21 protein-coding genes and 1 tRNA gene are annotated in these 22694 nt (G+C 68.9%); 12 read left to right on the forward strand and 10 right to left on the reverse strand.

What is annotated here, in order from left to right; genetic code table 11:
• Positions 1 to 2: 2 nt before the first annotated feature.
• Positions 3 to 2531 (forward strand): ATP-dependent Clp protease ATP-binding subunit, encoded by a 2529-nt coding sequence (locus IFR14_RS06060; RefSeq protein WP_064294324.1) that lies wholly within the window; start codon positions 3 to 5, stop codon positions 2529 to 2531.
• 126 nt (positions 2532 to 2657) lie between these two features.
• Here the strand turns inward: IFR14_RS06060 and IFR14_RS06065 are convergent, their stop codons facing one another.
• Positions 2658 to 3584: a Ppx/GppA phosphatase family protein gene (locus tag IFR14_RS06065; protein WP_137242231.1), complete on the reverse strand. Its 927-nt coding sequence runs from the start codon at positions 3582 to 3584 to the stop codon at positions 2658 to 2660.
• A gap of 278 nt (positions 3585 to 3862) precedes the next feature.
• On the opposite strand from IFR14_RS06065, the gene IFR14_RS06070 reads away from it, so the two are divergent.
• The 5 genes from IFR14_RS06070 (at position 3863) to IFR14_RS06090 (ending at position 12505) form a co-directional block, all read left to right on the forward strand.
• Positions 3863 to 5239 carry a glucose-6-phosphate dehydrogenase gene (locus IFR14_RS06070; RefSeq protein WP_137242230.1) on the forward strand — a complete coding sequence of 459 codons (1377 nt, stop codon included), beginning with the start codon at positions 3863 to 3865 and terminating at the stop codon, positions 5237 to 5239.
• Positions 5240 to 5487: 248 nt separating this feature from the next.
• Positions 5488 to 6006: an amino-acid N-acetyltransferase gene (locus IFR14_RS06075; protein WP_191940570.1), complete on the forward strand. Its 519-nt coding sequence runs from the start codon at positions 5488 to 5490 to the stop codon at positions 6004 to 6006.
• A gap of 260 nt (positions 6007 to 6266) precedes the next feature.
• Entirely contained in the window at positions 6267 to 11168 is a 4902-nt protein-coding gene (locus tag IFR14_RS06080; RefSeq protein ID WP_191940571.1) for an ExeM/NucH family extracellular endonuclease, read from the forward strand.
• Between the two features lie 120 nt (positions 11169 to 11288).
• Complete coding sequence (locus IFR14_RS06085) at positions 11289 to 11954, forward strand: hypothetical protein (protein WP_191940572.1); 666 nt, start codon at positions 11289 to 11291, stop codon at positions 11952 to 11954.
• A 143-nt stretch (positions 11955 to 12097) separates the two neighbouring features.
• Complete coding sequence (locus IFR14_RS06090; protein WP_137242226.1) at positions 12098 to 12505, forward strand: SseB family protein; 408 nt, start codon at positions 12098 to 12100, stop codon at positions 12503 to 12505.
• A gap of 174 nt (positions 12506 to 12679) precedes the next feature.
• On the opposite strand, the gene radA is transcribed toward IFR14_RS06090, so the two are convergent.
• Positions 12680 to 14056 carry a DNA repair protein RadA gene (radA, locus tag IFR14_RS06095; protein ID WP_137242225.1) on the reverse strand — a complete coding sequence of 459 codons (1377 nt, stop codon included), beginning with the start codon at positions 14054 to 14056 and terminating at the stop codon, positions 12680 to 12682.
• 109 nt (positions 14057 to 14165) lie between these two features.
• Between radA and IFR14_RS06100 the strand changes: the two genes are divergently transcribed.
• Positions 14166 to 14255: transfer RNA gene (locus IFR14_RS06100), tRNA-Ser, on the forward strand.
• A gap of 142 nt (positions 14256 to 14397) precedes the next feature.
• Here IFR14_RS06100 and IFR14_RS21155 read toward each other — a convergent pair.
• From IFR14_RS21155 to IFR14_RS06110, 3 genes are all read right to left on the reverse strand, one after another.
• Positions 14398 to 14532, reverse strand: a complete 135-nt coding sequence (locus tag IFR14_RS21155) for a hypothetical protein (RefSeq protein ID WP_255528001.1) — start codon at positions 14530 to 14532, stop codon at positions 14398 to 14400.
• A gap of 399 nt (positions 14533 to 14931) precedes the next feature.
• Positions 14932 to 15288, reverse strand: coding sequence for a hypothetical protein (locus IFR14_RS06105; RefSeq protein WP_137242224.1), 357 nt, complete (start codon positions 15286 to 15288; stop codon positions 14932 to 14934).
• Positions 15281 to 15541 carry a hypothetical protein gene (locus IFR14_RS06110; protein WP_137242223.1) on the reverse strand — a complete coding sequence of 87 codons (261 nt, stop codon included), beginning with the start codon at positions 15539 to 15541 and terminating at the stop codon, positions 15281 to 15283. Before IFR14_RS06110 ends, IFR14_RS06105 begins: the two co-directional genes overlap by 8 nt.
• A gap of 180 nt (positions 15542 to 15721) precedes the next feature.
• Here IFR14_RS06110 and IFR14_RS06115 point away from each other — a divergent pair, with 180 nt between their 5' ends.
• Genes IFR14_RS06115 through IFR14_RS06125 form a run of 3 tightly spaced genes read left to right on the forward strand, consistent with a single transcriptional unit; the run spans position 15722 to position 17369 of the window.
• Positions 15722 to 16687, forward strand: a complete 966-nt coding sequence (locus tag IFR14_RS06115) for a nuclear transport factor 2 family protein (protein ID WP_191940573.1) — start codon at positions 15722 to 15724, stop codon at positions 16685 to 16687.
• 40 nt (positions 16688 to 16727) lie between these two features.
• Positions 16728 to 17096, forward strand: coding sequence for a nucleotide pyrophosphohydrolase (locus IFR14_RS06120; RefSeq protein ID WP_249406897.1), 369 nt, complete (start codon positions 16728 to 16730; stop codon positions 17094 to 17096).
• A 9-nt stretch (positions 17097 to 17105) separates the two neighbouring features.
• Complete coding sequence (locus IFR14_RS06125) at positions 17106 to 17369, forward strand: DUF1653 domain-containing protein (protein WP_137242220.1); 264 nt, start codon at positions 17106 to 17108, stop codon at positions 17367 to 17369.
• Positions 17370 to 17399: 30 nt separating this feature from the next.
• Here IFR14_RS06125 and IFR14_RS06130 read toward each other — a convergent pair whose 3' ends face one another.
• Positions 17400 to 17705, reverse strand: coding sequence for a DUF7882 family protein (locus IFR14_RS06130; RefSeq protein WP_137242219.1), 306 nt, complete (start codon positions 17703 to 17705; stop codon positions 17400 to 17402).
• A 71-nt stretch (positions 17706 to 17776) separates the two neighbouring features.
• On the opposite strand from IFR14_RS06130, the gene IFR14_RS06135 reads away from it, so the two are divergent.
• A complete protein-coding gene (locus IFR14_RS06135) occupies positions 17777 to 18133 on the forward strand; it encodes a DUF6804 family protein (RefSeq protein ID WP_086474526.1) in 357 nt (118 codons plus the stop codon).
• A gap of 56 nt (positions 18134 to 18189) precedes the next feature.
• A complete protein-coding gene (locus tag IFR14_RS06140) occupies positions 18190 to 19473 on the forward strand; it encodes an FAD-binding protein (RefSeq protein WP_191940574.1) in 1284 nt (427 codons plus the stop codon).
• 200 nt (positions 19474 to 19673) lie between these two features.
• Here IFR14_RS06140 and IFR14_RS06145 read toward each other — a convergent pair whose 3' ends face one another.
• The 4 genes from IFR14_RS06145 to IFR14_RS06160 all read right to left on the reverse strand — a co-directional run bounded on the left by IFR14_RS06145 (position 19674) and on the right by IFR14_RS06160 (position 22513).
• Entirely contained in the window at positions 19674 to 20336 is a 663-nt protein-coding gene (locus tag IFR14_RS06145) for a pentapeptide repeat-containing protein (RefSeq protein WP_064294307.1), read from the reverse strand.
• 82 nt (positions 20337 to 20418) lie between these two features.
• Positions 20419 to 20724, reverse strand: coding sequence for a hypothetical protein (locus IFR14_RS06150; RefSeq protein WP_191940575.1), 306 nt, complete (start codon positions 20722 to 20724; stop codon positions 20419 to 20421).
• A 9-nt stretch (positions 20725 to 20733) separates the two neighbouring features.
• Positions 20734 to 21003 (reverse strand): putative acetyltransferase, encoded by a 270-nt coding sequence (locus tag IFR14_RS06155; RefSeq protein ID WP_342365652.1) that lies wholly within the window; start codon positions 21001 to 21003, stop codon positions 20734 to 20736.
• A gap of 16 nt (positions 21004 to 21019) precedes the next feature.
• The gene (locus IFR14_RS06160) at positions 21020 to 22513 is read right to left on the reverse strand and encodes an SDR family NAD(P)-dependent oxidoreductase (RefSeq protein ID WP_191940576.1); all 1494 of its coding nucleotides are present in this window, start codon (positions 22511 to 22513) and stop codon (positions 21020 to 21022) included.
• Between the last annotated feature and the right edge of the window lie 181 nt (positions 22514 to 22694).

Below are 22694 nucleotides of genomic sequence, written 5' to 3' on the forward strand. Positions count from 1 at the left end.
TCATGTTCGAGAGATTCACCGACCGTGCGCGTCGTGTCGTCGTCCTGGCCCAGGAAGAGGCCAAGATGCTCAACCACAACTACATCGGGACCGAGCACATCCTGCTCGGCCTCATCCACGAGGGAGAAGGAGTCGCCGCCAAGGCACTCGAGTCCCTCGGGATCTCCCTCGATGCCGTGCGCGAGCAGGTCACCGACATCATCGGCACCGGCCAGCAGCAGCCGACGGGACACATCCCGTTCACGCCGCGCGCCAAGAAGGTGCTGGAGCTGAGCCTGCGCGAAGCGCTGCAGCTCGGCCACAACTACATCGGCACGGAGCACATCCTGCTCGGCCTCATCCGCGAGGGCGAGGGCGTCGCAGCCCAGGTCCTCGTGAAGCTCGGCGCCGACCTCAACCGCGTGCGCCAGCAGGTCATCCAGCTGCTGTCCGGCTACCAGGGCAAGGAAGCAGCCCCGGTCGGCGGCAACCAGAGTGAGCAGCAGGCACAGGGCGGGTCGCAGATCCTCGACCAGTTCGGCCGCAACCTCACGCAGGCCGCGCGCGACAACAAGCTCGACCCGGTCATCGGTCGCGACAAGGAGATGGAGCGGGTCATGCAGATCCTCTCCCGTCGCTCGAAGAACAACCCGGTCCTCATCGGTGAGCCCGGCGTCGGCAAGACCGCCGTCGTCGAGGGTCTCGCCCAGGCGATCGTCAAGGGCGATGTCCCGGAGACGCTGAAGGACAAGCAGCTGTACTCGCTCGACCTCGGCTCGCTCATCGCCGGTAGCCGCTACCGCGGTGACTTCGAGGAGCGCCTGAAGAAGGTCACCAAGGAGATCCGCACCCGCGGCGACATCATCGTCTTCATCGACGAGATCCACACCCTCGTGGGTGCCGGTGCCGCCGAAGGCGCGATCGACGCGGCCTCCATCCTCAAGCCGCTGCTCGCCCGCGGTGAGCTCCAGACCATCGGTGCCACCACGCTCGACGAGTACCGCAAGCACTTCGAGAAGGACGCCGCACTCGAGCGTCGCTTCCAGCCGATCCAGGTCATGGAGCCGTCGCTGCCCCACACGATCAACATCCTCAAGGGGCTGCGCGACCGGTACGAGGCACACCACAAGGTGTCCATCACCGACGGTGCGCTCGTCTCGGCGGCGAACCTCGCCGACCGGTACATCTCCGACCGCTTCCTGCCCGACAAGGCCATCGACCTGATCGACGAGGCCGGTGCACGCCTGCGTCTGTCGATCCTCTCGAGCCCGCCTGAGCTGCGCGAGTTCGACGACAAGATCGCCGGCGTCCGCGAGGCCAAGGAGACGGCCATCGAGGAGCAGGACTTCGAGAAGGCGGCGTCCCTCCGCGACGAGGAGAAGAACCTCCTCGGTGAGCGTCTGCGCCTCGAGAAGCAGTGGCGCTCGGGCGACGTCAAGACGACCGCCGAGGTCGACGAGGGTCTGATCGCCGAGGTGCTCGCCCAGGCGACCGGCATCCCCGTCTTCAAGCTCACCGAAGAGGAGTCCTCGCGACTCGTCTTCATGGAGAAGGCGCTGCACCAGCGGGTCATCGGTCAGGAGGAGGCCATCTCGGCGCTCTCCAAGACCATCCGCCGCACGCGTGCCGGCCTCAAGGACCCGAAGCGTCCCTCGGGCTCGTTCATCTTCGCCGGCCCCACGGGTGTCGGTAAGACCGAGCTCGCGAAGGCGCTCGCCGAGTTCCTGTTCGACGACGAAGGCGCGCTGATCTCCCTCGACATGTCTGAGTACGGCGAGAAGCACACGGTCTCGCGACTGTTCGGTGCTCCTCCCGGGTTCGTCGGCTTCGAAGAGGGTGGCCAGCTCACCGAGAAGGTGCGTCGCAAGCCGTTCAGCGTCGTGCTCTTCGACGAGATCGAGAAGGCCCACCCCGACATCTTCAACTCGCTCCTCCAGATCCTGGAAGAGGGCCGGTTGACGGATGGTCAGGGTCGCGTCGTCGACTTCAAGAACACCGTCATCATCATGACCACCAACCTCGGTGCTCGTGACATCGCCGGTGGTCCGGTCGGCTTCCAGATCGAGGGCAACGCCTCGACCGGGTACGACATCATGCGCGGCAAGGTGAACGAGGAGCTGAAGAAGCACTTCAAGCCCGAGTTCCTGAACCGTGTCGACGACATCATCGTGTTCCCGCAGCTGTCGAAGCCGGAGCTCCTGCAGATCGTGGACCTGTTCACGAAGCGTCTCTCGGAGCGTCTGCTCGACCGCGACATGACGATCGAGCTCACGCTGCCGGCGAAGGAGCGCCTCATCGAGGTCGGCTTCGACCCGACCCTCGGTGCTCGTCCGCTGCGTCGTGCGATGCAGCGCGAGGTCGAGGACCAGCTCAGCGAGCAGATCCTCCACGGCGAGCTCAACGCCGGCGACCACGTGCACGTCGACTTCGTGAACGGTGCGTTCGCCTTCACGACCTCGGCTCGCGGTGAGTCGGTCGGTGCCGGCGTCAACGCGCAGGCGTCGCTCGGTACGGGTTCGGCCACGCCGGACCTCGCGATCACGGGCGAGTAGTCCCGAGTCACCGAAGGCCCCCACTCCGCGGAGTGGGGGCCTTCGTCGTGTCGGGAGTGTTCGTTCGCCCATCTTCGGGCGATTCGGCGCTCACTCGCCCAAACCTGGGCGAGCAAACGGCGGCGGTCAGCCGAGGCGGTCCAGGTACCGGAGGATGATGCCCTCGCGGAGCGCCCAGGGGGAGACGTCGAGCTCGCGGACGCGGAAGGCGGCCATCGCCTCGGACAGGACGATGCCGCCGGCGACGATCTGGAAGGTCCGGTCGGCGGTGATCCCGGGGAGCGCGGGGCGGGCCTCAGCCGGAATGCGGGCGAGGCGCGGGATCCAGTCGTCGAGCTGGCTGCGCCGGAGCAGCGACCGTTCGGTGCCACCGATGCCGTCGGCCACCGATCCTGCGAGGCGTGCGAGGGAGCGGATGGTCTTGGACGACCCGACGACGTGATGGGCGTCGGGCTCCTCGGCGAACGCGGGGAGTGCAGCGGTGAGCACCTCGCGGGCGTGCAGGCGGAGTGCCTCCTGCTGTGCGGCGGTCGGTGGGTCGTCGTGGAGGAAGCCGACGGTGGAGCGTCCGGCGCCGAGCGGGAGGGAGATCGCGACATCGGGGTACTCGTCGCCGCCGGCCGCGATCTCGAGTGAGCCGCCGCCGATGTCGAGGAGGAGCATCTCGCCGGCCGACCAGCCGTACCAGCGGCGGACGGCGAGGAAGGTGAGCTTCGCCTCGTCGTCACCGGAGAGGACCTGCAGGGCGATGCCGGTCCGCTCCTCGACGAGGGCGAGGACCTCCGGCCCGTTCGTCGCCTCGCGGATGGCCGAGGTCGCCATCGAGAGCAGTTCGTCGAGGCCGCTCTCGCGAGCGATCGCCGCCGCTGCACCGATCGACTCGAGGATCACCGCGACGCCCTCCTCGCTGATCGATCCATCCGGCGTGAGGTATCGCATGAGTCGCAGCACCGACTTGTGCGACGACTGGGGGATCGGCCGCGCTCCCGGGTGGGCATCGACGATGAGCAGGTGGACGGTGTTCGATCCCACGTCGAGGACTCCGAGTCGCATGCGCTCACAGTACTGCCTGCCCGCCCGGGTCTGCTGTGGTGGGTCGCCAGCGCGGTGCGCTGACGTGAGCGCGGGTCCAGGGCGTGAGCGCGGGTCTCCGGAGGGGCGCGCCCACGTCCCTGACCCGCGGTGAGGCCGATACCGCGCCACTCACGTCAGCGCACCGCGCTGATGCCCACACCCTCGCGCTCGCGTCAGCGCATCGCGCTGGACCGGGATGGACCTCGGGAGGGCGCAAGGCCGCGCGACCTCGTCGGCCCACCGCGTAGGATCGCCGCATGACCGCCGCCACCTCGGAATCCTCCGCCCCTCGAACCCTCGTGATCCTCGGTGCCGGAGGCGACCTCACGGCCCGGCTCCTACTGCCGGGACTTGCGTCGCTCCTCGCCTCCCCGCGTGGCCAGGCGGTGCGCCTCATCGGGGTCGACCGCTCCGAGTCGAGCGACGAGGCCTGGCGGAAGCGCGTCAAGACCGCATTCGCCGACGCCCCGTCGAAGCTCGCCGAGACGATCGTCGCCGAGACCACCTACGTGCAGGCTGACGTCTCCGACCCGGCGTCACTGGAACGAGTCCTCGCGGCCGCCGGTCCGAACGTCGCCCTCTACTTCGCCCTGCCGCCCGCCATCACCCTGCTCGCCTGCAAGGCGCTGCGGAAGCTGGAGCTCCCCAAGGGCATCATGCTCGCTCTCGAAAAGCCGTTCGGCACCGACTACGCCTCCGCCCGCTCGCTCAACCGTCTGCTCCAGCACCTGGTGCCGGAGGAGCAGGTGTTCCGCGTCGACCACTTCCTCGGCAAGTCGACGGTCCTCAACCTGCTGGGCCTGCGCTTCGCGAACCGCATCTTCGAGCCGCTCCTCTCGGCCGACAACGTCGAACGCGTCGACATCGTCTTCGACGAGCAGTTGGCGCTCGAGGGCCGCGCCGGGTACTACGACCGTGCGGGCGCCCTGATCGACATGATCCAGAGTCACCTGCTCCTCGTCCTCGCGTTCGCGGCCATGGAGCCACCGGCGAGCGTCGACGCGGAGGATCTGCGCGGCGGCATGGCTCAGGTGCTGCGAGCGACCCGACCGTGGAAGGCGAACGGCACGGAGAGTCGGCGTGCACGCTACGGCGCCGGGACGATCGGCGACCGCAAGCTGCCCGCCTACGTCGACGAGCAGGGCGTGGACCCGTCGCACCACACGGAGACGCTCGCCGAGATGACGCTCGCGATCGACAACTGGCGTTGGGCCGGTGTCCCGTTCGTGCTGCGCTCCGGGAAGGCTTTGGCGGACACCCGTCAGGAGATCGTCTTCACCTTCAAGCCGGTGCCGCACCTCCCGTCCGGCCTGCACGGCATGAAGACCCCGGCGCGGCTCCGCATCGGCCTGAAGCCGGCGTCGCTCGACCTCGACCTGATGATCAACGGCGAGGACGACCCCTTCGAACTTGACCCGGTCGCCCTCCACGCCGAACTCCAGGCCGGGCAGCTCAGTGCCTACGGCGAGGTCCTGTCGAGCATCCTCGAGGGAGACCCGACCCTGTCGGTGCGCGGTGACGTCGCCGAGCAGTGCTGGCGGATCGTGGCGCCCGTCCTCAAGGCGTGGCGCAAGGACGAGGTGTCGATCGACACCTACCCGGCCGGCACCGCGGGCCCGAGGTCCTGGCACTGATCCGCCCCTCGTGATCCGGTGCCGCCACTCCGATGTCCGGCGCCAGCGCGGTGCGCTGACGTGAGCGCGCCCCATCGGACCGAGCGCGCCGCTCTGGAGGCCCGCGCTCACGCGGCTGGGTCGCGCTCACGCCGCTTCGGCAGCGCTCGCGCGAGAGCACCGCGCTGACGCCCACCGGCCCGCGCTCGGTCGGGAGCATCGCGCTGGCGTCAGTAGACTTCTCGGAGGTTCTGACAGGAGGAGGCGGGATGGTCGAGCAGGCTCAGCAGGGGTATGTCGTCCGTCGCGCCCGCACGAGCGACGTCCGACGCATCCAGGCGCTCGTGGAACCACTCGTGCAGCAGCGCATCCTCCTCGGCAAGGACGACGTCGTCTTCTACGAAGCGGTCCAGGAGTTCCGCGTCGCCGAGACACCCGACGGCGAACTCATCGGCTGCGGCGCGCTGCACGTCATCTGGGAGGACCTCGGTGAGGTCCGCACGCTCGCCGTCTCCGCCGACCACCTCGGCACCGGGGTCGGTCACGCGCTCGTCGAGCGCCTCGAGCACGACGCGGTCGAGCTCGGCCTGCGTCGCCTGTTCTGCCTGACCTTCGAAACCGGCTTCTTCACGAAGCACGGCTATCAGGAGATCGGCGAGGAGATCGTCCCACCCGAGGTCTACGCACAGCTCGTGCGCTCGTCGGACGAAGGTGTCGCGGAGTTCCTCGACCTCGCGCGGGTCAAGCCGAATACGCTCGGTAACACCCGCATGCTCAAGCTGCTCTGAACCACAGCTTGAAGGTTGGCGCTCGTCGGAGTGACCGATGAGACCGTTCACAATACCTCGCTGATCAGCGATTTCGCACGTTTCCAACGCGAAGCCCGTGCTCAGATGAGCAGGCCCGGATTTACGTGCCGTTCACATTCGCGGTGGTCTTCCGTCACGCATGTCGGTTAGCTTGTGAGGCACTACCCATCGTCTGTGCCTCGAATGGGGGGTGCGTTGTCGCGCGCTCCGAACGAGGACGGCCCTCGATTCGGAGCCACATGTCGTTCAAACACCCGTGGAGGCTGTCCGCCTTCGCCGCCCTTGCCGGGCTCGTCGCCGCACCCCTCGTGGCGACACCAGCCGTCGCCTCGACCGACGGCCTCGGCGTCGTCATCAACGAGGCCTACCTCTCGGGCGGGAGCGCGAATGCGCCCTACCTGAACAAGTTCGTCGAGCTCTACAACCCGAGCGACGCGGCAGTCGACGTCAGCGGCTGGTCGGTCCAGTACCGCTCGTCGACCAGCACCGCGGCGTCGTCGACGACGGTTCCGCTCACCGGGAAGATCGCGGCCGGCGGCTACTTCCTCGTCTCGGGCAGCAGCAACGGCGCGGTCGGCGCGGCTCTGCCGACACCCGACGTGGCCAGCGAGCTGAACGCGTCGGGCTCCAAGGGCACGATCGCCCTCGTCGCCTCGACCTCCCCAGTGACCCTCACGGCCGGCTCCGTCGTCGGCGACCCCGCCGTCGTCGACCTCCTCGGCTACGGCACGTCGAACACCTTCGAGACCGCCGTGTCGCCCGCCCCATCAGCGAACAACGTGCCGCAGTCGATCGTGCGCACCGCCTTCGCCGACACCGACAGCAACGCCGCCGACTTCACGCTCAGCGACACGGTCACGCCGCAGAACAGCGCTGGCGACACCCCGGTCGACCCCGAGCCCACACCGGAGCCGACCCCTGAACCCACCGACCCGACCACCCCGGTCGAGCCCGGCACGGCGACGATCGCGGAGATCCAGGGCACCGGCGCCGCGAGCACGATGGTCGGCCAGACGGTCACCACCACGGGCTTCGTCACCGCGAGCTTCCCGACCGGCGGCTTCAACGGCTACTACCTGCAGACCGCGGGCACCGGTGGAGCGATCGACCCCGCGACGCACCTCGCGTCCGACGGTGTCTTCGTCTACTCGCCGGCCACCGTCGGCTCCGTCACCGTCGGCCAGTACCTGCAGGTCACCGGCGTCGTGGACGAGTACTACGGCCTGACTCAGCTGAAGGTCACGGACGCGGCCGCCGTCACGGCACTCGATGCCACCGGCGTCACCGCACCGACCGCCGCGAGTGCCGCCTTCCCGGCGACCGACGAGGAGCGCGAACGCCTCGAGGGCATGCTGCTCGACCCCGCCGGCGACTACACGGTCACCGACAACTACAGCACGAACCGCTACGGCGAGATCGCGCTCGCGGCATCGACGACGCCGTTCGTCACGCCGACGGTCCTCGGCAAGCCCGGTTCCGCTGAGGCTCTCGCAGCCGCGGCACGGGTCCCGGCGGAGAAGGTCGTCCTCGACGACGGCGCGACCGTCGACTTCTCGAAGGCGGAGAACACCGGCACCCCGCTGCCGTACCTCTCGACCACCGCGCCCGTCCGGGTCGGTGCCGCCGTCGACTTCACCGCTCCGGTCGTCTTCGACTTCCGCAACAGCAACTGGAAGTTCCAGCCCACGCAGCAGCTGACCGGTGCCAACACGGCGACCGTGCAGCCGGCCACGTTCGAGAACACGCGCTCCACCTCGCCTCGCGGTGTCGGTGGTGACGTGTCCCTCGCGACCTTCAACGTCCTCAACTACTTCGCCACCACCGGCGACTCCCGCACCGGGTGCACCTTCTACACCGACCGTCAGGGCGGCAAGACCACGGTGAACAACTCCGACGCCGCCGGTTGCGGTGTCCGAGGTGCGGCGACGGCCGAGAGCCTCGCTCGCCAGCAGGCGAAGATCGTCTCGGCGATCAACGCCCTGGACGCCGATGTCGTCTCGCTCGAGGAGATCCAGAACTCCGCCTCGATCGGCCTCGACCGCGACGACGCCCTCACGACGCTGACCGCGGCGCTCAACGCCGATGCCGGCGAGGGCACCTGGACGTTCGTCCCGTCGCCCGCGAAGGTCCCCGCGGACGAGGACGTCATCCGCACGGCCTTCATCTACAAGTCCGCCACCGTCGAGACCGTCGGTGAATCGCGCATCCTGCTCGACTCGCCCGCCTTCGACAACGCCCGTGAGCCCGACGCGCAGGCGTTCAAGCCCAAGGGTGCGGACGACGCCGCGACGTTCCTGGTGATCGCCAACCACTTCAAGTCGAAGAGCACCTCGGCAGCAGCCACCGGTGACAACGCCAACACCGGTCAGGGCGCCTTCACCGGCGACCGCACGCGTCAGGCCAAGGCCCTCGTGACCTTCGCGGACACGGTCTCGAAGGACGTCGGCACGAAGAAGGTCTTCCTCGTCGGTGACTTCAACTCCTACGACGCCGAGGACCCGCTGGACGTGCTCCGCGACGCCGGCTACATCAGCCAGGAGGCCAAGACCGGCGAGTACACCTACGCGTACGAAGGCGCGGTCGGGTCCCTCGACCACATCTTCGCTTCGCCGGAGGCCGACCAGAGCGTCACCGGTGCGGACGTGTGGAACATCAACTCCGTCGAGTCGATCGCCCTCGAGTACTCCCGATACAACGCGAACGTGACCGACTTCAACGTGCCGGACATGTTCCGTTCGAGCGACCACGACCCCGTGATCGTCGGCATCAGCGCCGACGCGAGCGCGTCCGCGACCGTCAACCTGCTCAACATCAACGACTTCCACGGTCGGATCGACGCCAACACGACGAAGTTCGCGGGCACGATCGAGCAGCTCAAGGCGATGTTCGCGCCCGACCAGACGGCGTTCATCTCCGCTGGTGACAACATCGGTGCCTCGCTCTTCGCCTCCTCGTCGCAGCAGGACCAGCCGACGATCGACGTGCTCAACGCACTCGGACTGAAGGCGTCCGCGGTGGGCAACCACGAGTTCGACCAGGGCTACGGCGACCTCGTCGACCGTGTCATGGCCGACGGGAAGAACGCGGCCTGGCCGTACCTCGGGGCCAACGTGTACGAAAAGGGCACGAAGAAGCCCGCGCTCAAGGAGTACACGATCCTCGACATCGACGGGGTGAAGGTCGCCGTCGTCGGTGCCATCACCCAGGAGACGCCGACGCTCGTGTCGCCCGCCGGCATCGCGGACCTCGACTTCGGGGACCCGGTCGAGGCCGTGAACCGCGTCGCTGCCCAGCTCACCGACGGCGACGAGTCCAACGGTGAGGCGGACGTCATCGTCGCCGAGTACCACGAGGGTGCCGGGGCCGGCACGCCGGACGGCGCGACCCTCGAGCAGGAGCTCGCCGAACAGAGCGCCTTCACCGAGATCGTCACCACGACGAGCGCGGACGTCGACGCCATCTTCACCGGCCACACGCACAAGCAGTATGCGTGGGACGCCCCGATCCCCGGCGTGACCGGCAAGACCCGCCCGGTGCTCCAGACCGGCAGCTACGGCGAGTTCATCGGTCAGATCACGCTGACCGTCGACCGCGCGTCGGGTGACGTCACCGCCTACACCGCGAAGAACGTCGCCCGCACCACGGTGGCCGAGGCCGACCTGGTCAAGCAGTTCCCGGCGGTCGCGACGGTCAAGACGATCACCGACAAGGCCCTCGCGGTCGCGGCGGAGATCGGCAACCAGAAGATCGGTGAGGCGAAGGCCGACATCACCCGCGCGTTCAACAACGGGGTGAAGGACGACCGCGGCGCCGAGTCGACGCTCGGTGCGCTCGTCGCCGACTCGCTCCGCGCCTCGCTCTCGAGTGCCGACCGGGGCGGAGCCGACATCGGCATCGTCAACCCGGGTGGCATGCGTGAGGAGATCCTCGCGGGCGACATCACGTACGCCGAGGCGAACGCGGTGCTGCCGTTCCTCAACAACCTGTGGACGACCTCGCTCACGGGTGCACAGTTCAAGACCGTGCTCGAGCAGCAGTGGCAGCTCGACGCGGCCGGGAACGTCCCGTCCCGTCCGTACCTGCAGCTCGGACTGTCGTCGAACGTGCAGTACACGTTCGACCCCACGAAGGCCCAGGGGCAGCGCATCACGAGCATCACGGTGAACGGTGCGCCGATCGACCCGAGCAAGAGCTACCGGATCGGCTCCTTCAGCTTCCTGCTGCAGGGTGGCGACAACTTCCGTGAGTTCGCGAACGGCACGGACACGCGCGACTCCGGTCTCGTCGACCGCGACGCGTGGATCGCCTACCTGACGGCGAACAGCCCGGTGGCCCCGGACTTCGCCCGCCAGAGCGTGCAGGTCACGAACGCGCCGACCGCAGCGGTCGCCGCAGGGAAGACGGTCTCGTTCGACGTCGCGAAGCTCGACCTCACCTCGACCGGCAGCCCGGTGAACACCTCGCTGGCGATCGAACTCAACGGCTCGCCGATCGGGACGGTCCCGGTCACCGCGGGTGCAGCAACGGTGTCCTTCACCGTGCCGGCGGGTACCGCTGACGGCGCGGCGACGGTGCGCCTCACGGCACTCGATTCGGGGACGACGCTGACGGTGCCGCTCACGGTCGCGACGCCGCCGGTGGTCACCCCGCCGACGCCCGCACCGGAGTCCGCGCTCATCCAGGCGCTCAAGGACCTGATCAAGGCGATCACCGACTTCATCATCGGCAAGCTCGCCACGATCCACGTCGGCAAGGAGTACGCCGGCACCTGGGTCAGCGTCTGGCTGCACTCCGACCCGATCCTCGTCAGCGACGGCCTCGTGCAGGTCGACGCGGATGGCAACGTGCAGGTCACGGTTCCTGAGGACGCCCCGGTCGGTGCCCACCGCCTCGTCGTCCAGGATGCCGACGGCAACGTCATCGGCTGGCAGGACATCGTCGTGCAGGCTGCGGCGGTCGACCCCGGCACCCAGCCCGGTGCGGGCGGCGGGACCGGTTCGGGTACGGCCGGCGGAAGCCAGGACGGAAGCCTGAGCAAGACCGGTGCCGAGCCGTGGGGGAACGCGGCGCTCGCCGCTCTGCTCCTCGTCGGTGGTCTCGCGCTCGTGATCGCCCGTCGTCGCTCGGCGCAGCAGCTCTAGGCGCTCGCACCACCCAGCACCACCCAGCATCATCCCGATGCCCCGTCATCGGTCGGACCACGGTCCGCACCGACGGCGGGGCATCGGGCGTTTCCGCGCCACTGCACTTAATCTGTGAGCATGTCGAGCCTCACGAATCCCCGCGGACCGGAGCGGCCCGCCGTCTACTGGCGACGCAGGTTGATCGTGTTCGGCGTCCTGCTCGCCGTCATCGTCCTGGTCATCGTGCTCATCGTCCGGCTCGCGTCGGGTCCGGGCACCGAGAACACCGCCGCGAAGACGACCCCGACGCCCACCGCGACCCCCGCGCCGACGCCGGCTCCTGAGGCGTCGACGACCGCACCGATCGACGAGGCCGCGACGACCGACCCCGGTTCGGCGGCCGCGTGCACGGCCGACCAGATCCGCGTCGAGGCCGTCGTGAACGGCACGAGTTTCGCGGCGGACGAACTGCCGCAGCTCTCGCTCAGTGTGACGAACACCGGTTCGGCCGCGTGCACGATGAACGCCGGCACGAGTCAGCAGGTCTTCACGGTGTCGAGCGGTGAGGAGCCGTACTGGACGTCGACCGACTGCCAGACGGCACCGAGTGACCAGCAGGTGCTCCTCGAGCCGGGGAAGACGGTCTCGTCGAACCCCCCGATCACCTGGGACCGCACGCGGTCGGTGCCCGACACCTGCGACCAGCCGCGCGACCCGGTGCCCGCCGGTGGCGCCTCGTACCACCTGAACACGTCGATCGGCGGCTTCGCCTCCGCCGACAGCGCGCAGTTCCTGCTCAACTGACGGAACCTGCTCGCTGAGCCACCCCGGTTACCGAGCCATCCCAGTCACCGTGCCGCCCGGTCACTGAGCCGCTCCCTCCCCGGTCACTGAGCCTGTCGAAGTGCTCGACCCGCGGCCCCGCACCGGCCTGCGACAATGGACGCATGGCGAAGCAGAAGCGACCCGAGTTCCGTTCCGAGCCTTTGGCCGCGGCCCTCACCGCCGGCGACATGGTGGCCGTGGCACTCGCGTTGCGGAACGGCCGGTTCGTCGTCCCGCTCATGAAGCCGGGCAACCCCGACAAGCCGACGGAGACCGGTGAGGTCTGGATGTTCCGTCAGCCCGAGACCGCGAGGCTCGCGCTGCTCCTCTTCTCCGACGCGAAGAACAAGCCGGCCGCCCTGCCTCCCTACGTCGGCCTGCACGACGGCACCTGGCTGGCGAGCTTCCTCCGCACCTACGGCGACGACATCGAGACGGTGCTCTTCGACGTCGCGGGTCCGCACTCGCTGCAGGCGTCGCCGGAGGAACTGCTGCGGGTCCTCGAGCTCGAGGCGCCGGCCGCCGAATAGCCCGACCCCGACCGCAGGTCCTGCTCTCGGCGGCGTCCGCGGTTCACAACTCCTGCACGTCGTCGTCCGAACGCGGACAGGTCTGCTTCTGGGGCCCTGCGGGACCAGTCCGCAGGAGTTGTGAACAGCATGCCCCTGCTCTGGTTCTTGGAGCAGGCAGGTGGGCGGGTCCGCTCAGAAGGCGGCGTCGAGCTCGCGTTCGCGTCGGGCGGGGCGTGCTGCCTCGGCTGCGGTCTTCGCGATGCCCAGCACCGACTTGAGGTCGTTGCTGACATCGGAGTTGAGCAGCAGCTTGTAGCCGAGGCGGTTGCCCTCCGAGCCGCGCTGCTTCGCGACGCTCACCGGGCGCACTTCGCCGCTGAGGCTGATCTCGCCGTAGGCCGCGAGGTCGCGGGGGAGGGCCAAATCGCGGATGACGGAGACAAGGGCGAGGGCGATCGCGAGGTCGGCTGCCGGTTCGCTGATCTTCACGCCGCCGACGGTGGAGATGTAGACGTCGTGGTCGGTGAGGTCGTAGGAGTAGCGTCCGTGCAGCACGGCGAGGATCATCGCGACACGTGAGGGGTCGACGCCGTTGGTGACCCGGCGGGGGTTCGGCGCCTGCGTCTTGTTGATGAGGGCCTGGACCTCGACGGGCAGCGCGCGGCGTCCCTCCATGACGATGGTGACGCAGGTGCCGGCCACGGGTTCGTTCTGGCTGAGGAAGAGGGCGCTCGGGTCGGGGACCTCGGCGATGCCGTCGCCGGCCATCTCGAAGCAGCCGACCTCGTCGGTGGCGCCGAAGCGGTTCTTCTGCGCGCGGAGGAAGCGGAGCGCGGTGTGGCGGTCGCCTTCGAACTGACACACGACGTCGACGAGGTGCTCGAGGAGCCGGGGGCCGGCGATCGAGCCGTCTTTCGTGACGTGGCCGACGAGGAGGATCGGGAGGTCGCGTTCCTTGGCGATGCGGGTGAGGACGGCGGAGACCTCGCGGACCTGGCCGGGTTGACCGGCGAGGCCGTCGGACTGCGAGGAGGAGACGGTCTGGACGGAGTCGACGATGAGGAGCTTGGGCTGCACCTGGTCGATGTGGCCGAGGATGGTGGCGAGGTCGGTCTCGGAGGCGAGGTAGAGGTCGTCGTGGAGGGCACCGGTGCGTTCGGCGCGGAGGCGGACCTGGCCGACCGACTCCTCGGCGCTGACGTAGAGGACACGCGCACCGGTTTTCGCCGCGCGGGACGCGACCTCGAGCAGCAGGGTCGACTTGCCGACGCCCGGCTCGCCGGAGAGGAGGATCGCGGCGCCGGGGACGATGCCGCCGCCGAGCACCCGGTCGAACTCGGCGATGCCGCTCGACCAGCGTGGAGCCTCGTCGGCGCTGGCCTGCGTGATGGGGCGTGCGGCGCGTTCGTCCGTGGCGCGGATCGGAGTCAGCTTGCCGAGGACACCGGTGGGAGCCGATGCTTCGACGACCGTGCCCCACTGCTGGCATTCGCCGCATCGGCCGGCCCATTTGGCGGTGGTCCAGCCGCATTCGGTGCAGCGGAATGCGGGGGAGGGTGCCTTGGCCATGCGGCCAGCCTAAGCGCGGCCGCCGACACCGCTGGCCCTCCGCGCCGCCTGTGGATGACCGGCATCGCTCAATTCGCGTCGGCGCTCGTCTTCTATTACACTCGACCCCGGTACCGTGTCCGAGCGGCCGAAGGTGCAACTCTCGAAAAGTTGTGTGCTTGAAAGAGCACCGTGGGTTCAAATCCCACCGGTACCGCCACGAAGAAGCCCCCTCCATCCCCGAGCAACACCGGGACGGAGGGGGCTTCTTCTCTTTCGAGGCCGCACGTTCCGTGTGTGACGACCTGCTCCCGAGATCTTGCGGCGCGGCGGGGTAGTGCTGCTCCGAGCGACTCGACATGTCACACCAAACCTGCCGTGTTCACCGCAATCCACACGACTAGTGCCACCAACACGATCACGGCAACCCACGCGACGATTTTCGCTGGACGGCTCGCTTTCTCCTTCGGAACACCCGGCGGCGTGCGATCGTTCATCACTTCTCCTTCCGCAGCAGGAACCCGATCGGTCCAATCGCTCCCGGACGGGTCGCGTTCACCGGCTCCCACCCACGGTCAACGAGTTCAGATAGTTCACGGTTCGCCGCATCTTCCTCCGACTCACCCCTGAACCGTTGCCCCGACGGCAGGGATATGTACCAGAACTCGTAAGACCTGGGGCGAGCTTAGCCAGGCGCAGCGAGCGAAAATGTGCACACCTGAGACGCTCTTCGATCGTTTCCGATTTCCGACGGTTATGAGGCCGCTGGGATGGAGGGGCTTTCGTCGATGTGCCGCCCGTAACGGGGGGGGGGGGGGGGGCAGCGACGATACCAACAGGCAGGGTCGCGAGTAGCAGTTCGCGGTCGTCTCGCCGTCGGGGCGTTACGAGTCGCGCTACATCTGCCCACCCGAAACCCCAGCGGTCCTCTGTGAGAGCCGTGCCAGAGCCCAGTACCCGGCAAGGAGCACGAGTGCTGTGATGACAGCCGGTGCGCCAGCGACCAGGCCGAGGTACGCCATCACGAGACCTCCGTCGATGGAGGGAGCCGTCAGTTCATCCGATGAAGGGTCGATCTGCGCCAGAAACGGCCCACCGAACAGCACGATGAGGGCCCCGAGCAGGTAGACACAGACGATGGTGACGAGGACCCCGACGCTGACCCGTTTGCTTCCCGCTAGGAATTGCAGTGCCGACCAGATCGCGAGGACGCTGCAGATGGGGATCAGGACCAGGAGCCATGACTCAGTCATGGTGAGTTTTCTCCGAGTCCAGGGCAGGATCGCTGGACCGGATCGCATCCGCGGCCTCGCTCGTGGTGAAGCCCTCATCAAGCAACTGCGCTCGGAGCTCGGCGTCGGCGCGCGCCACCTTGCCCTGCGGCCGTCGGCGGCGCATCCGCACGTACTGGGTGCCTAGCGCGAGGACAAGGAAGAGCACGAGCCCGGCGAGCAGGAGTCCGAGCGCGAGCAGCAGCCCGCCACCCACGTCTTGAATCAGGCCCACGATGCACCCCCCCGGATGTCACGGTCGTTGCACCCAGGGTAGAGAACGGATCGAACGGATGCGAGCTGCGAGAGGAGACTGTGGGAAGTCTCCATTGCTGTCGAACTGAAAAACACCGATTCCCAGCGAAGCCCAGGGACACCTCACCTGAGGTTCAGAACGCCGTCGCACAGTGATTCCATGACCAGATCACGTGCCTTCGTCGTTCCCCTCGTCCGCACCGCCGCCGTCCTCGCCGGCGTCTCACTGCTTGCGGGGTGCCAGGCCACCTCGGCAGCCGTGCCTGATCCGTCGTCCTCGGTCTCGACGGCGCGGAAGGGAAGTGCCGACGGCGGCTCGACGGGCGACCGCAGCGACTCGAAGACCGAGCAGAAGAACCTCGCCGCCGTGCTCAAGCTCTACACGGACGCCTTCCCCGACCCCGCCTCCTCGAAGGCGGTGGCCACGACCGACAAGCTCGTCGCGGCCGACGCCGTCGCGCACGGTTCCGGGCAGAAGTCCGGTCCGAGCGGGCTCCTGGCGGAGTTCACCGCCGACCGGACGCGGGTCCCCGGGGCGCAGGCGGTCGTCAAGCACACCGCCGCCGACGGCGACCTCGTCGCCGTGCACTACCAGGTCGCCTCCGACCCGGCCGACGAACGGACGGGCGAGGCCGCCGTCGACCTGTTCCGGGTGCGGGACGGCGCCGTCGTCGAGCGCTGGGCATTCGATCAGCCGATCGCGACCGGGACGCCCGCGAGCGGGAACACCAACACGATGTTCAGCGACCTCTACAGCCCGGCGAAGCCCGCGGTCGCGCCGTCGGAGAAGCAGGAGGAACAGAACCGGACGTTCGCGGTCAGCGCGTACAACACGCTGTTCCGCGACCAGGACGTCTCGATCCTCGACAAGGCCTTCGACCCCGCCTACCTCCAGCACAACCCGGTCGCACCGAACGGCACGGCAGCGCTCAAGTCGTTCTTCTCGGGATCCGCGACCTTCCCGCCGCAGGAGTCGGTCATCTCGCTGAGCGACGGTGACCTCGTGTGGACGTTCTCACAGAGCGTTGGAGCGAAGGCCGACGACCCGGTTCTGGCGGCGGACATCTTCCGGGTCGACGACAAGCTCATCCGCGAGCACTGGGACGTGGTGCCGACCGCCGGGTGAGTGCCTGGGATCCTCGTTGCGCGCTGACTAGGCTCTGGGGATGACTCAGGACTTCGCAACGCTGAACGCCCACGCCATGGAGGTCGCCGCCGCCTACGACGATCTCAGCACGAAGCGGATCGGACGCCCGTGGACGAACCAGGAGGTCGCCCTCGGCTTCGTCGGCGACGTCGGTGACCTGGCCAAGATCGTGATGACGCTCGAAGGGACGCGTCGCATCGACGGCATCGGACTCGAACAGCTCGAGCACGAACTGTGTGATGCCGTCTGGTCGTGTCTCGTGCTCGCCGACCGGTTCGGGATCGACATCGGCGAGGCGTTCCCCCGCCAGATGCAGGATCTGGTGCGGCACGTGTCCGAGCTCCGGGCCGACGAAGCGAGCGCTGATTCTGCGACGCCCGCTGGTTAGAATCGCGGCATGAGCGACGACAGCACAGCCAGCACCGACGACGGCGAGTCCTTCGGCGTCGAACCCGGCACCTACCGACACTTCAAGGGTGCACGGTACGAGGTCATCGGCGTCGGGCGCCACAGCGAGACCGAGGAGCCGTACGTCTTCTATCGGACGACCACGACCCCACCCACGTCGTGGGTGCGACCGCTCGCGATGTTCGTCGAGCCCGTCTCGCGCGACGGCTACGAGGGACCGCGCTTCGCCCGCGTGGAGGACGACGCCGGCTGACCGGTCATCATCGGGTGTGGACGGTCCCGATCATGCGGCCGATGCGTCGGGTTCGGGCGTCAGGATCATGCCACCCGGGGTGTAGGAGGAGTCGAGCAGGGCGCGCACCCACGCCTGGTTGACCGAGGGCTCCGGCTGCGCGAACCGGAACTGCAACGGGACGTCGCTCGTGATCCAGAGGCTCACCCGCCCACCGCCATCCACAGCCCCCTTCGTCCACTCGACGAAGAATGACTCCCGACGACGCAGCTTGTTCCCGATCGCCGCCCTGAGGTGGGCGAGCACGCGGTCGTCGAAGTCGTAGTGACTTCCGGCACCGTAGATGAGAACGCCCATGCAGTGATTGTGCCGTATCCGCCCCGCCGCACCGCTCGGCGACGCCCCGCCGCTCCACGTAAACTCGTGGGATGCCGAGTCCGACGTCAGCTCCAGCCCCTGCGCCCTTCGCCCTTCGCCCGGCGCTCATCCCGGGCATCATGGGTGCGGTCGCGCTCATGCTCGGCCTCGCGCTGCTCGAACTCGACGCCTTCACGATCGTGCTGTTCGTGGTGAGCATCCTCGCGCTCATCATGGCCGTGTTCGCCTGGCAGGCCAAGCAGCCGCTCTGGATGATCCCGACGTTGCTCGTCGCGATCGTGTGGAACCCGGTCCTCCCGCTCCCGTTCAGCGGCATCCCTTGGATCATCGCGCAGTTCCTCGGTGCGGTCGTGCTCGTCTCCGTCGGCATCCTGCTCGAGAACAAGCACGCCACCCCGCCCGCCTGACCGGAAATGTTTCGGGAACGCCTGCGGGTCGTCTCAGCTCTGGCAAGCTTGCGCTCATGACGCTTGAACGCAACTGGGCCGGCACGCACACCTTCGCAGCGCCGCGGATCGTGAACGCCACGTCGATCGACGAGGTCCGCGCACTCGTCGCGGAGGCCGCCAGGACGGGCACGCGGGTCCGTGCCCTCGGCACCCGACACTCGTTCACCGACCTCGCCGACTCCGAGGGCACGCTCATCACGGTGCTCGACATCCCCGCCGACCCGGTGTTCGACGAGGCCGCCGGCTCGGTGACGATCGGAGCCGGGACGCGCTACGGGATCGCCGCCGCCTGGCTCGCCGAACGGGGCCTCGCCTTCCACAACATGGGCTCGCTCCCGCACATCTCCATCGGCGGCGCGATCGCGACCGGCACCCACGGATCCGGCAACGACAACGGCATCCTGTCCTCAGCCGTCAGCGGTCTCGAGTACGTCGACGCCACGGGCGAACTCGTCCACGTCCGTCGCGGGGACCCCGGTTTCGACGGCCTCGTCGTCGGGCTCGGCGCGTACGGCATCGTGGTGCGCGTGACGGTTGACGTGCAGCCCGCCTACCGCGTGCGTCAGGACGTCTACCGCGACGTCCCGTGGGACGCCGTCCTCGCCGACTTCGAGGGCGTCACCGGCGGTGCCTACAGTGTCAGCATCTTCACGAACTGGCTCGGCGACACCGTCGAGCAGATCTGGTGGAAGACCCGCCTGGCCGCTGGTAACGACGAGCTGCCCGTGGTCCCGGAGTCGTGGCTCGGCGTGCAGCGGGACTCCCTGGCCGCCGGCAATCTCGTCGAGACGGACCCCGACAACCTCACGCTCCAGGGCGGTGTCCCCGGTGACTGGTGGGAGCGGCTGCCGCACTTCCGGCTCGAGTCGACGCCGAGCAACGGCGACGAGATCCAGACCGAGTACTTCATCGACCGCGCCGACGGACCCGCCGCGATCACGGCCCTGCGCGCGCTCGGCGACCGCATCGCCCCGCTGCTGCTCGTGACCGAACTGCGCACGGCGGCGCCCGACAAGCTCTGGCTGAGCGGTGCGTACCACCGGGAGATGCTCGCCGTGCACTTCACCTGGCGCAACCTGCCCGAGGAGGTCCGGGCCGTGCTGCCCGCGATCGAGGAGGCGCTCGCGCCCTTCGGTGCCCGCCCGCACTGGGGCAAGCTCAACCTCCTCACCGCCGAGCGCATCGCCGAGGTCGTGCCGCGGCTCGCCGATGCGCGGGACCTCTTCGAGGAGTTGGACCCCGACGGGACCTTCTCGAATGCACACCTGGAGCGCATCGGGGTCCGTCTGCCCCGGTAACGGGTGCCGATGGCTCGGGTGCCAGCGCGGTGCGCTGGCGTGAGCGCGGGTCATCGGGTGCCAGCGCGGTGCGCTGGCGCGAGCGCGGGGGAACCGGCGTGGGCGCGGGGCACACGCGTGGGCGCGGGCCTCCGGAGACCCGCGCTCACGCGTCAGACCCGCGGTGACGTCAGCGCACCGCGCTGGCGCAACCCGGGAGGTCAGTCCTCGACTCGGATGCCGAACTGCTCGGCGAACATCGCCGCGAGCTCGCCGACCTGGAACGGGGTCATCGTCGCACCCCGAAGGTGCTCGATGCCGGCGATGCGCCGCAGCTCGAGTGTCCGGAGGTCGACGTCGGTGAGCCTCGCCCGCGTGACGTCGAGACTGTTGAGGGTGCAGTCGACGAACCGCACCCGGGTGGCCGTCGCATCGGCGAGGTCGAGTTCGTCGATCGTGCAGTCCTCGAACAGGACGTCCTGCAGCACAGCACCCCGCAGGTTGACGAACCCGAGCTTGCACCCGGTCACCCGCACCGACTGCCAGTTCGCGTCGTAGCAGTCGGCGGAACCGACCCGTGACCCCTCCAGTTCGACGTCGCGCAGCCGACTCCGTGGGGCGAGGAGGATGGGCGCGTCCCACCGCTCGAGCCGGGAGTCGAGGAACGACGCCGCCCGGAAGTCGGTCTGGTCGGCTCGAATGCCCGCGAGCAAGGACTCGGAGATCGTGATACCCGAGAGGTCACGGTGCGACAGGTCGAGGTCGGCGAACCGCAGGCCTTCGACGCTGTCGTGTGCGTCGAGGGCGCCCTCGTCGCCGTCGGTCAATCCGATGAGACGGACGGGGTCGAGCCGTGGTGCCGTCGTTCCGGTGCGTTTCGCCATGCCGTGTTCTCCCGATGCCCGTGCGTGAAGGGGTGATCCGGCCAGCCTAGGGGCGGCCGCCGACGGGCTTCCGAGCCACCGCTCAGCTCGCTGTGAACCGACCGGGGAGGAACGGCAGGAGTGGAGCGCGGTAGACGAGCGACGTGTCGACGCCGGCGGTCAAGGTGGTCCGGGCCGCGCCGTACCGCCAGACCCGGTTGAAGAGGAAGACCTCGAAGGAGACGTCTTTCCCGCCGACCTGCCAGCTCCCCGTGCCCCACTGCGCCGGCTGGCCGCGCCCGTCGAACACCACCGTCGGACGCTGGAAAGCGCCGTACCAGGGACGTCGGAGTGTCACTTCGACGCGATGCTGCGTCGGCGACGGGTCCTGGGTGGCTTCGCTGCTCATCGGCCCAGCCTAGGGCGAGCGGCGGCGTTCCCGTGGTGCCGGTGCCGGCGGGACGGGCTTCGCCGCGATGACGTCGGTGTCGGCGATCTCGACCGGTCCGCGCTTGGTCTCGACCGTGCAGCCCGTGTCCGACCGCTCGACGAGCTCGCCGAGGGCATCGGTCGCACCCGCCTCGGCGCCCTCGGGCAGTGCGAAGCGCACGACGACCCGCGAACCGAACGATGCCTCCCGGAGGAAGCGGACGGCCGCCGGACCGATCATCGCCGGGTCCTCGACCACGACCGCGAGTCGAACCTCACCAGGAGCTCGGGCGGTAGTCCTTGAGGAAGACGCCGAAGAGGTTCTCGCCGGCCTCGCCGCGGACGATCGGGTCGTACACCCGCGCCGCACCGTCGACGAGGTCGAGCGGGGCGTGGAAGCCCTCCTCCGCCAGTCGCACCTTGGTCGGGTGTGGGCGCTCGTCGGTGATCCAGCCGGTGTCGACGCTCGTCATGAGGATGCCGTCGGTCTCGAACATCTCCCGTGCGCTCGTCCGGGTGAGCATGTTCAGTGCGGCCTTCGCCATGTTCGTGTGCGGGTGGCCCGGGCCCTTGTACCCGCGACCGAAGACGCCCTCCATCGCGGAGACGTTGACCACGTAGGTGCGCGGGAAGTCGGATGCCGCCATCGAGACACGCAGCCGGCTGATGAGGATGAACGGGGCGGTCGCGTTCGCCAGCTGGACTTCGAGCATCTCGATGGGCTCGACCTGGTCGACGTTCTGCACCCAGCTGTTGCTGTGGTCGACGTCGGGCACGAGTCCGCCGGCGTCGATCGCGGTGCCGGCGGCGAGGCGTTCGAGCGAGGACGACCCGGCCGTCATGGCGGCCTCGGTGAGGGCGTCGGCCTTGGCGGCCGCAGCGGCGAGGATCGGGTGGGCGGACACCGACGCCGCGAGCGACAGCGGGTGTGCGTCGTTCGTGTGGCCGAAGGTGACGAGCTCGGGCAGTGGGCCGTCGGGCAGCGGGGCGAGCTCCGCGTCGACGAGCGGCTGGTACGCGCCCTTCGTGCGGCGGACCGTCTGCGCGGCGTTGTTGATGAGGATGTCGAGCGGGCCCTGCTCGGCCACGGAGTCCGCGAGAGCGATGACCTGGGCCGGGTCGCGGAGGTCGATGCCGACGACGCGAAGCCGGTGCAGCCACTCGGCGCTGTCGGGGAGCGCGCTGAAGCGGCGGACGGCGTCGCGTGGGAATCGCGTGGTGATGGTGGTGTGTGCGCCGTCGCGCAGGAGTCGCAGCGCGATGTACATGCCGATCTTCGCGCGGCCGCCGGTGAGGAGGGCGCGCTTGCCGGTGAGGTCGGTGCGGGCGTCGCGCTTCGCGTGGCTCATCGCCGCGCACTGCGGGCAGAGCTGGTGGTAGAAGGCGTCGACCGTCGTGTAGGGCTGCTTGCAGATGTAGCAGTTGCGCGGCACCAGCAGCTCGCCGGCGGTCGGAGCCGTCGTGGTGGTGGCGAGCGGGATGCCTCGCGTCTCGTCGTCGATGCGGTCGGGGGCGCCCGTCGCGGTGGCGGCGATCACGGCGCGGTCGGCGTCGGCGATCCGGGCCCGGCGGTCGAGTCGGCGCTCCTTCTTGACCGCCTTGAACATCTTGGCGGTGGCGCGGCGCACCTGGAGGTAGTCGGGGTGCTCCTCGTCCATCGTCGCCATCGTCTGGAGGACGCGCAGCGTGACCTTGAGATCGGTGGGATCGATGCCCGCGTCGTCGCCGGGAGCGTGGTTCGCAGGCTCGTCGTGGGGGAGAGAGGTCATTGCTTCATTCTACGAGCCGCCGGACGTGCCTCGGACGGTGCTGTGGTCAGCGCGGGGCGCTGGACCGACCGCGACCCGCAGGCGTGAGCGCGCCCCTCCGGAGGGGCGCGCTCACGTCGGAGACCCGCGCTCGCGTCAGCGCACCGCGCTGGACCGAGGGAAGGGTGTCCGTCGTGCGTGA

It is taken from the genome of Plantibacter sp. CFBP 8775 (assembly GCF_014839505.1).
GTDB classification, from domain to species: domain Bacteria; phylum Actinomycetota; class Actinomycetes; order Actinomycetales; family Microbacteriaceae; genus Plantibacter; species Plantibacter auratus.

Coding starts and splice junctions, on each gene's coding strand:
- radA (WP_137242225.1), bottom strand. CDS start 14,056: ATGGCCAAGGCACCCTCCCCCGCATTCCGCTGCACCGAATGCGGCTGG.
- IFR14_RS06085 (WP_191940572.1), top strand. CDS start 11,289: ATGTCGAGCCTCACGAATCCCCGCGGACCGGAGCGGCCCGCCGTCTAC.
- IFR14_RS06140 (WP_191940574.1), top strand. CDS start 18,190: ATGACGCTTGAACGCAACTGGGCCGGCACGCACACCTTCGCAGCGCCG.
- IFR14_RS21155 (WP_255528001.1), bottom strand. CDS start 14,532: ATGAACGATCGCACGCCGCCGGGTGTTCCGAAGGAGAAAGCGAGCCGT.
- IFR14_RS06125 (WP_137242220.1), top strand. CDS start 17,106: ATGAGCGACGACAGCACAGCCAGCACCGACGACGGCGAGTCCTTCGGC.
- IFR14_RS06075 (WP_191940570.1), top strand. CDS start 5,488: ATGGTCGAGCAGGCTCAGCAGGGGTATGTCGTCCGTCGCGCCCGCACG.
- IFR14_RS06105 (WP_137242224.1), bottom strand. CDS start 15,288: ATGACTGAGTCATGGCTCCTGGTCCTGATCCCCATCTGCAGCGTCCTC.
- IFR14_RS06080 (WP_191940571.1), top strand. CDS start 6,267: ATGTCGTTCAAACACCCGTGGAGGCTGTCCGCCTTCGCCGCCCTTGCC.
- IFR14_RS06130 (WP_137242219.1), bottom strand. CDS start 17,705: ATGGGCGTTCTCATCTACGGTGCCGGAAGTCACTACGACTTCGACGAC.
- IFR14_RS06120 (WP_249406897.1), top strand. CDS start 16,728: ATGACTCAGGACTTCGCAACGCTGAACGCCCACGCCATGGAGGTCGCC.
- IFR14_RS06150 (WP_191940575.1), bottom strand. CDS start 20,724: ATGAGCAGCGAAGCCACCCAGGACCCGTCGCCGACGCAGCATCGCGTC.
- IFR14_RS06160 (WP_191940576.1), bottom strand. CDS start 22,513: ATGACCTCTCTCCCCCACGACGAGCCTGCGAACCACGCTCCCGGCGAC.
- IFR14_RS06070 (WP_137242230.1), top strand. CDS start 3,863: ATGACCGCCGCCACCTCGGAATCCTCCGCCCCTCGAACCCTCGTGATC.
- IFR14_RS06145 (WP_064294307.1), bottom strand. CDS start 20,336: ATGGCGAAACGCACCGGAACGACGGCACCACGGCTCGACCCCGTCCGT.
- IFR14_RS06115 (WP_191940573.1), top strand. CDS start 15,722: ATGACCAGATCACGTGCCTTCGTCGTTCCCCTCGTCCGCACCGCCGCC.
- IFR14_RS06060 (WP_064294324.1), top strand. CDS start 3: ATGTTCGAGAGATTCACCGACCGTGCGCGTCGTGTCGTCGTCCTGGCC.
- IFR14_RS06135 (WP_086474526.1), top strand. CDS start 17,777: ATGCCGAGTCCGACGTCAGCTCCAGCCCCTGCGCCCTTCGCCCTTCGC.
- IFR14_RS06065 (WP_137242231.1), bottom strand. CDS start 3,584: ATGCGACTCGGAGTCCTCGACGTGGGATCGAACACCGTCCACCTGCTC.
- IFR14_RS06090 (WP_137242226.1), top strand. CDS start 12,098: ATGGCGAAGCAGAAGCGACCCGAGTTCCGTTCCGAGCCTTTGGCCGCG.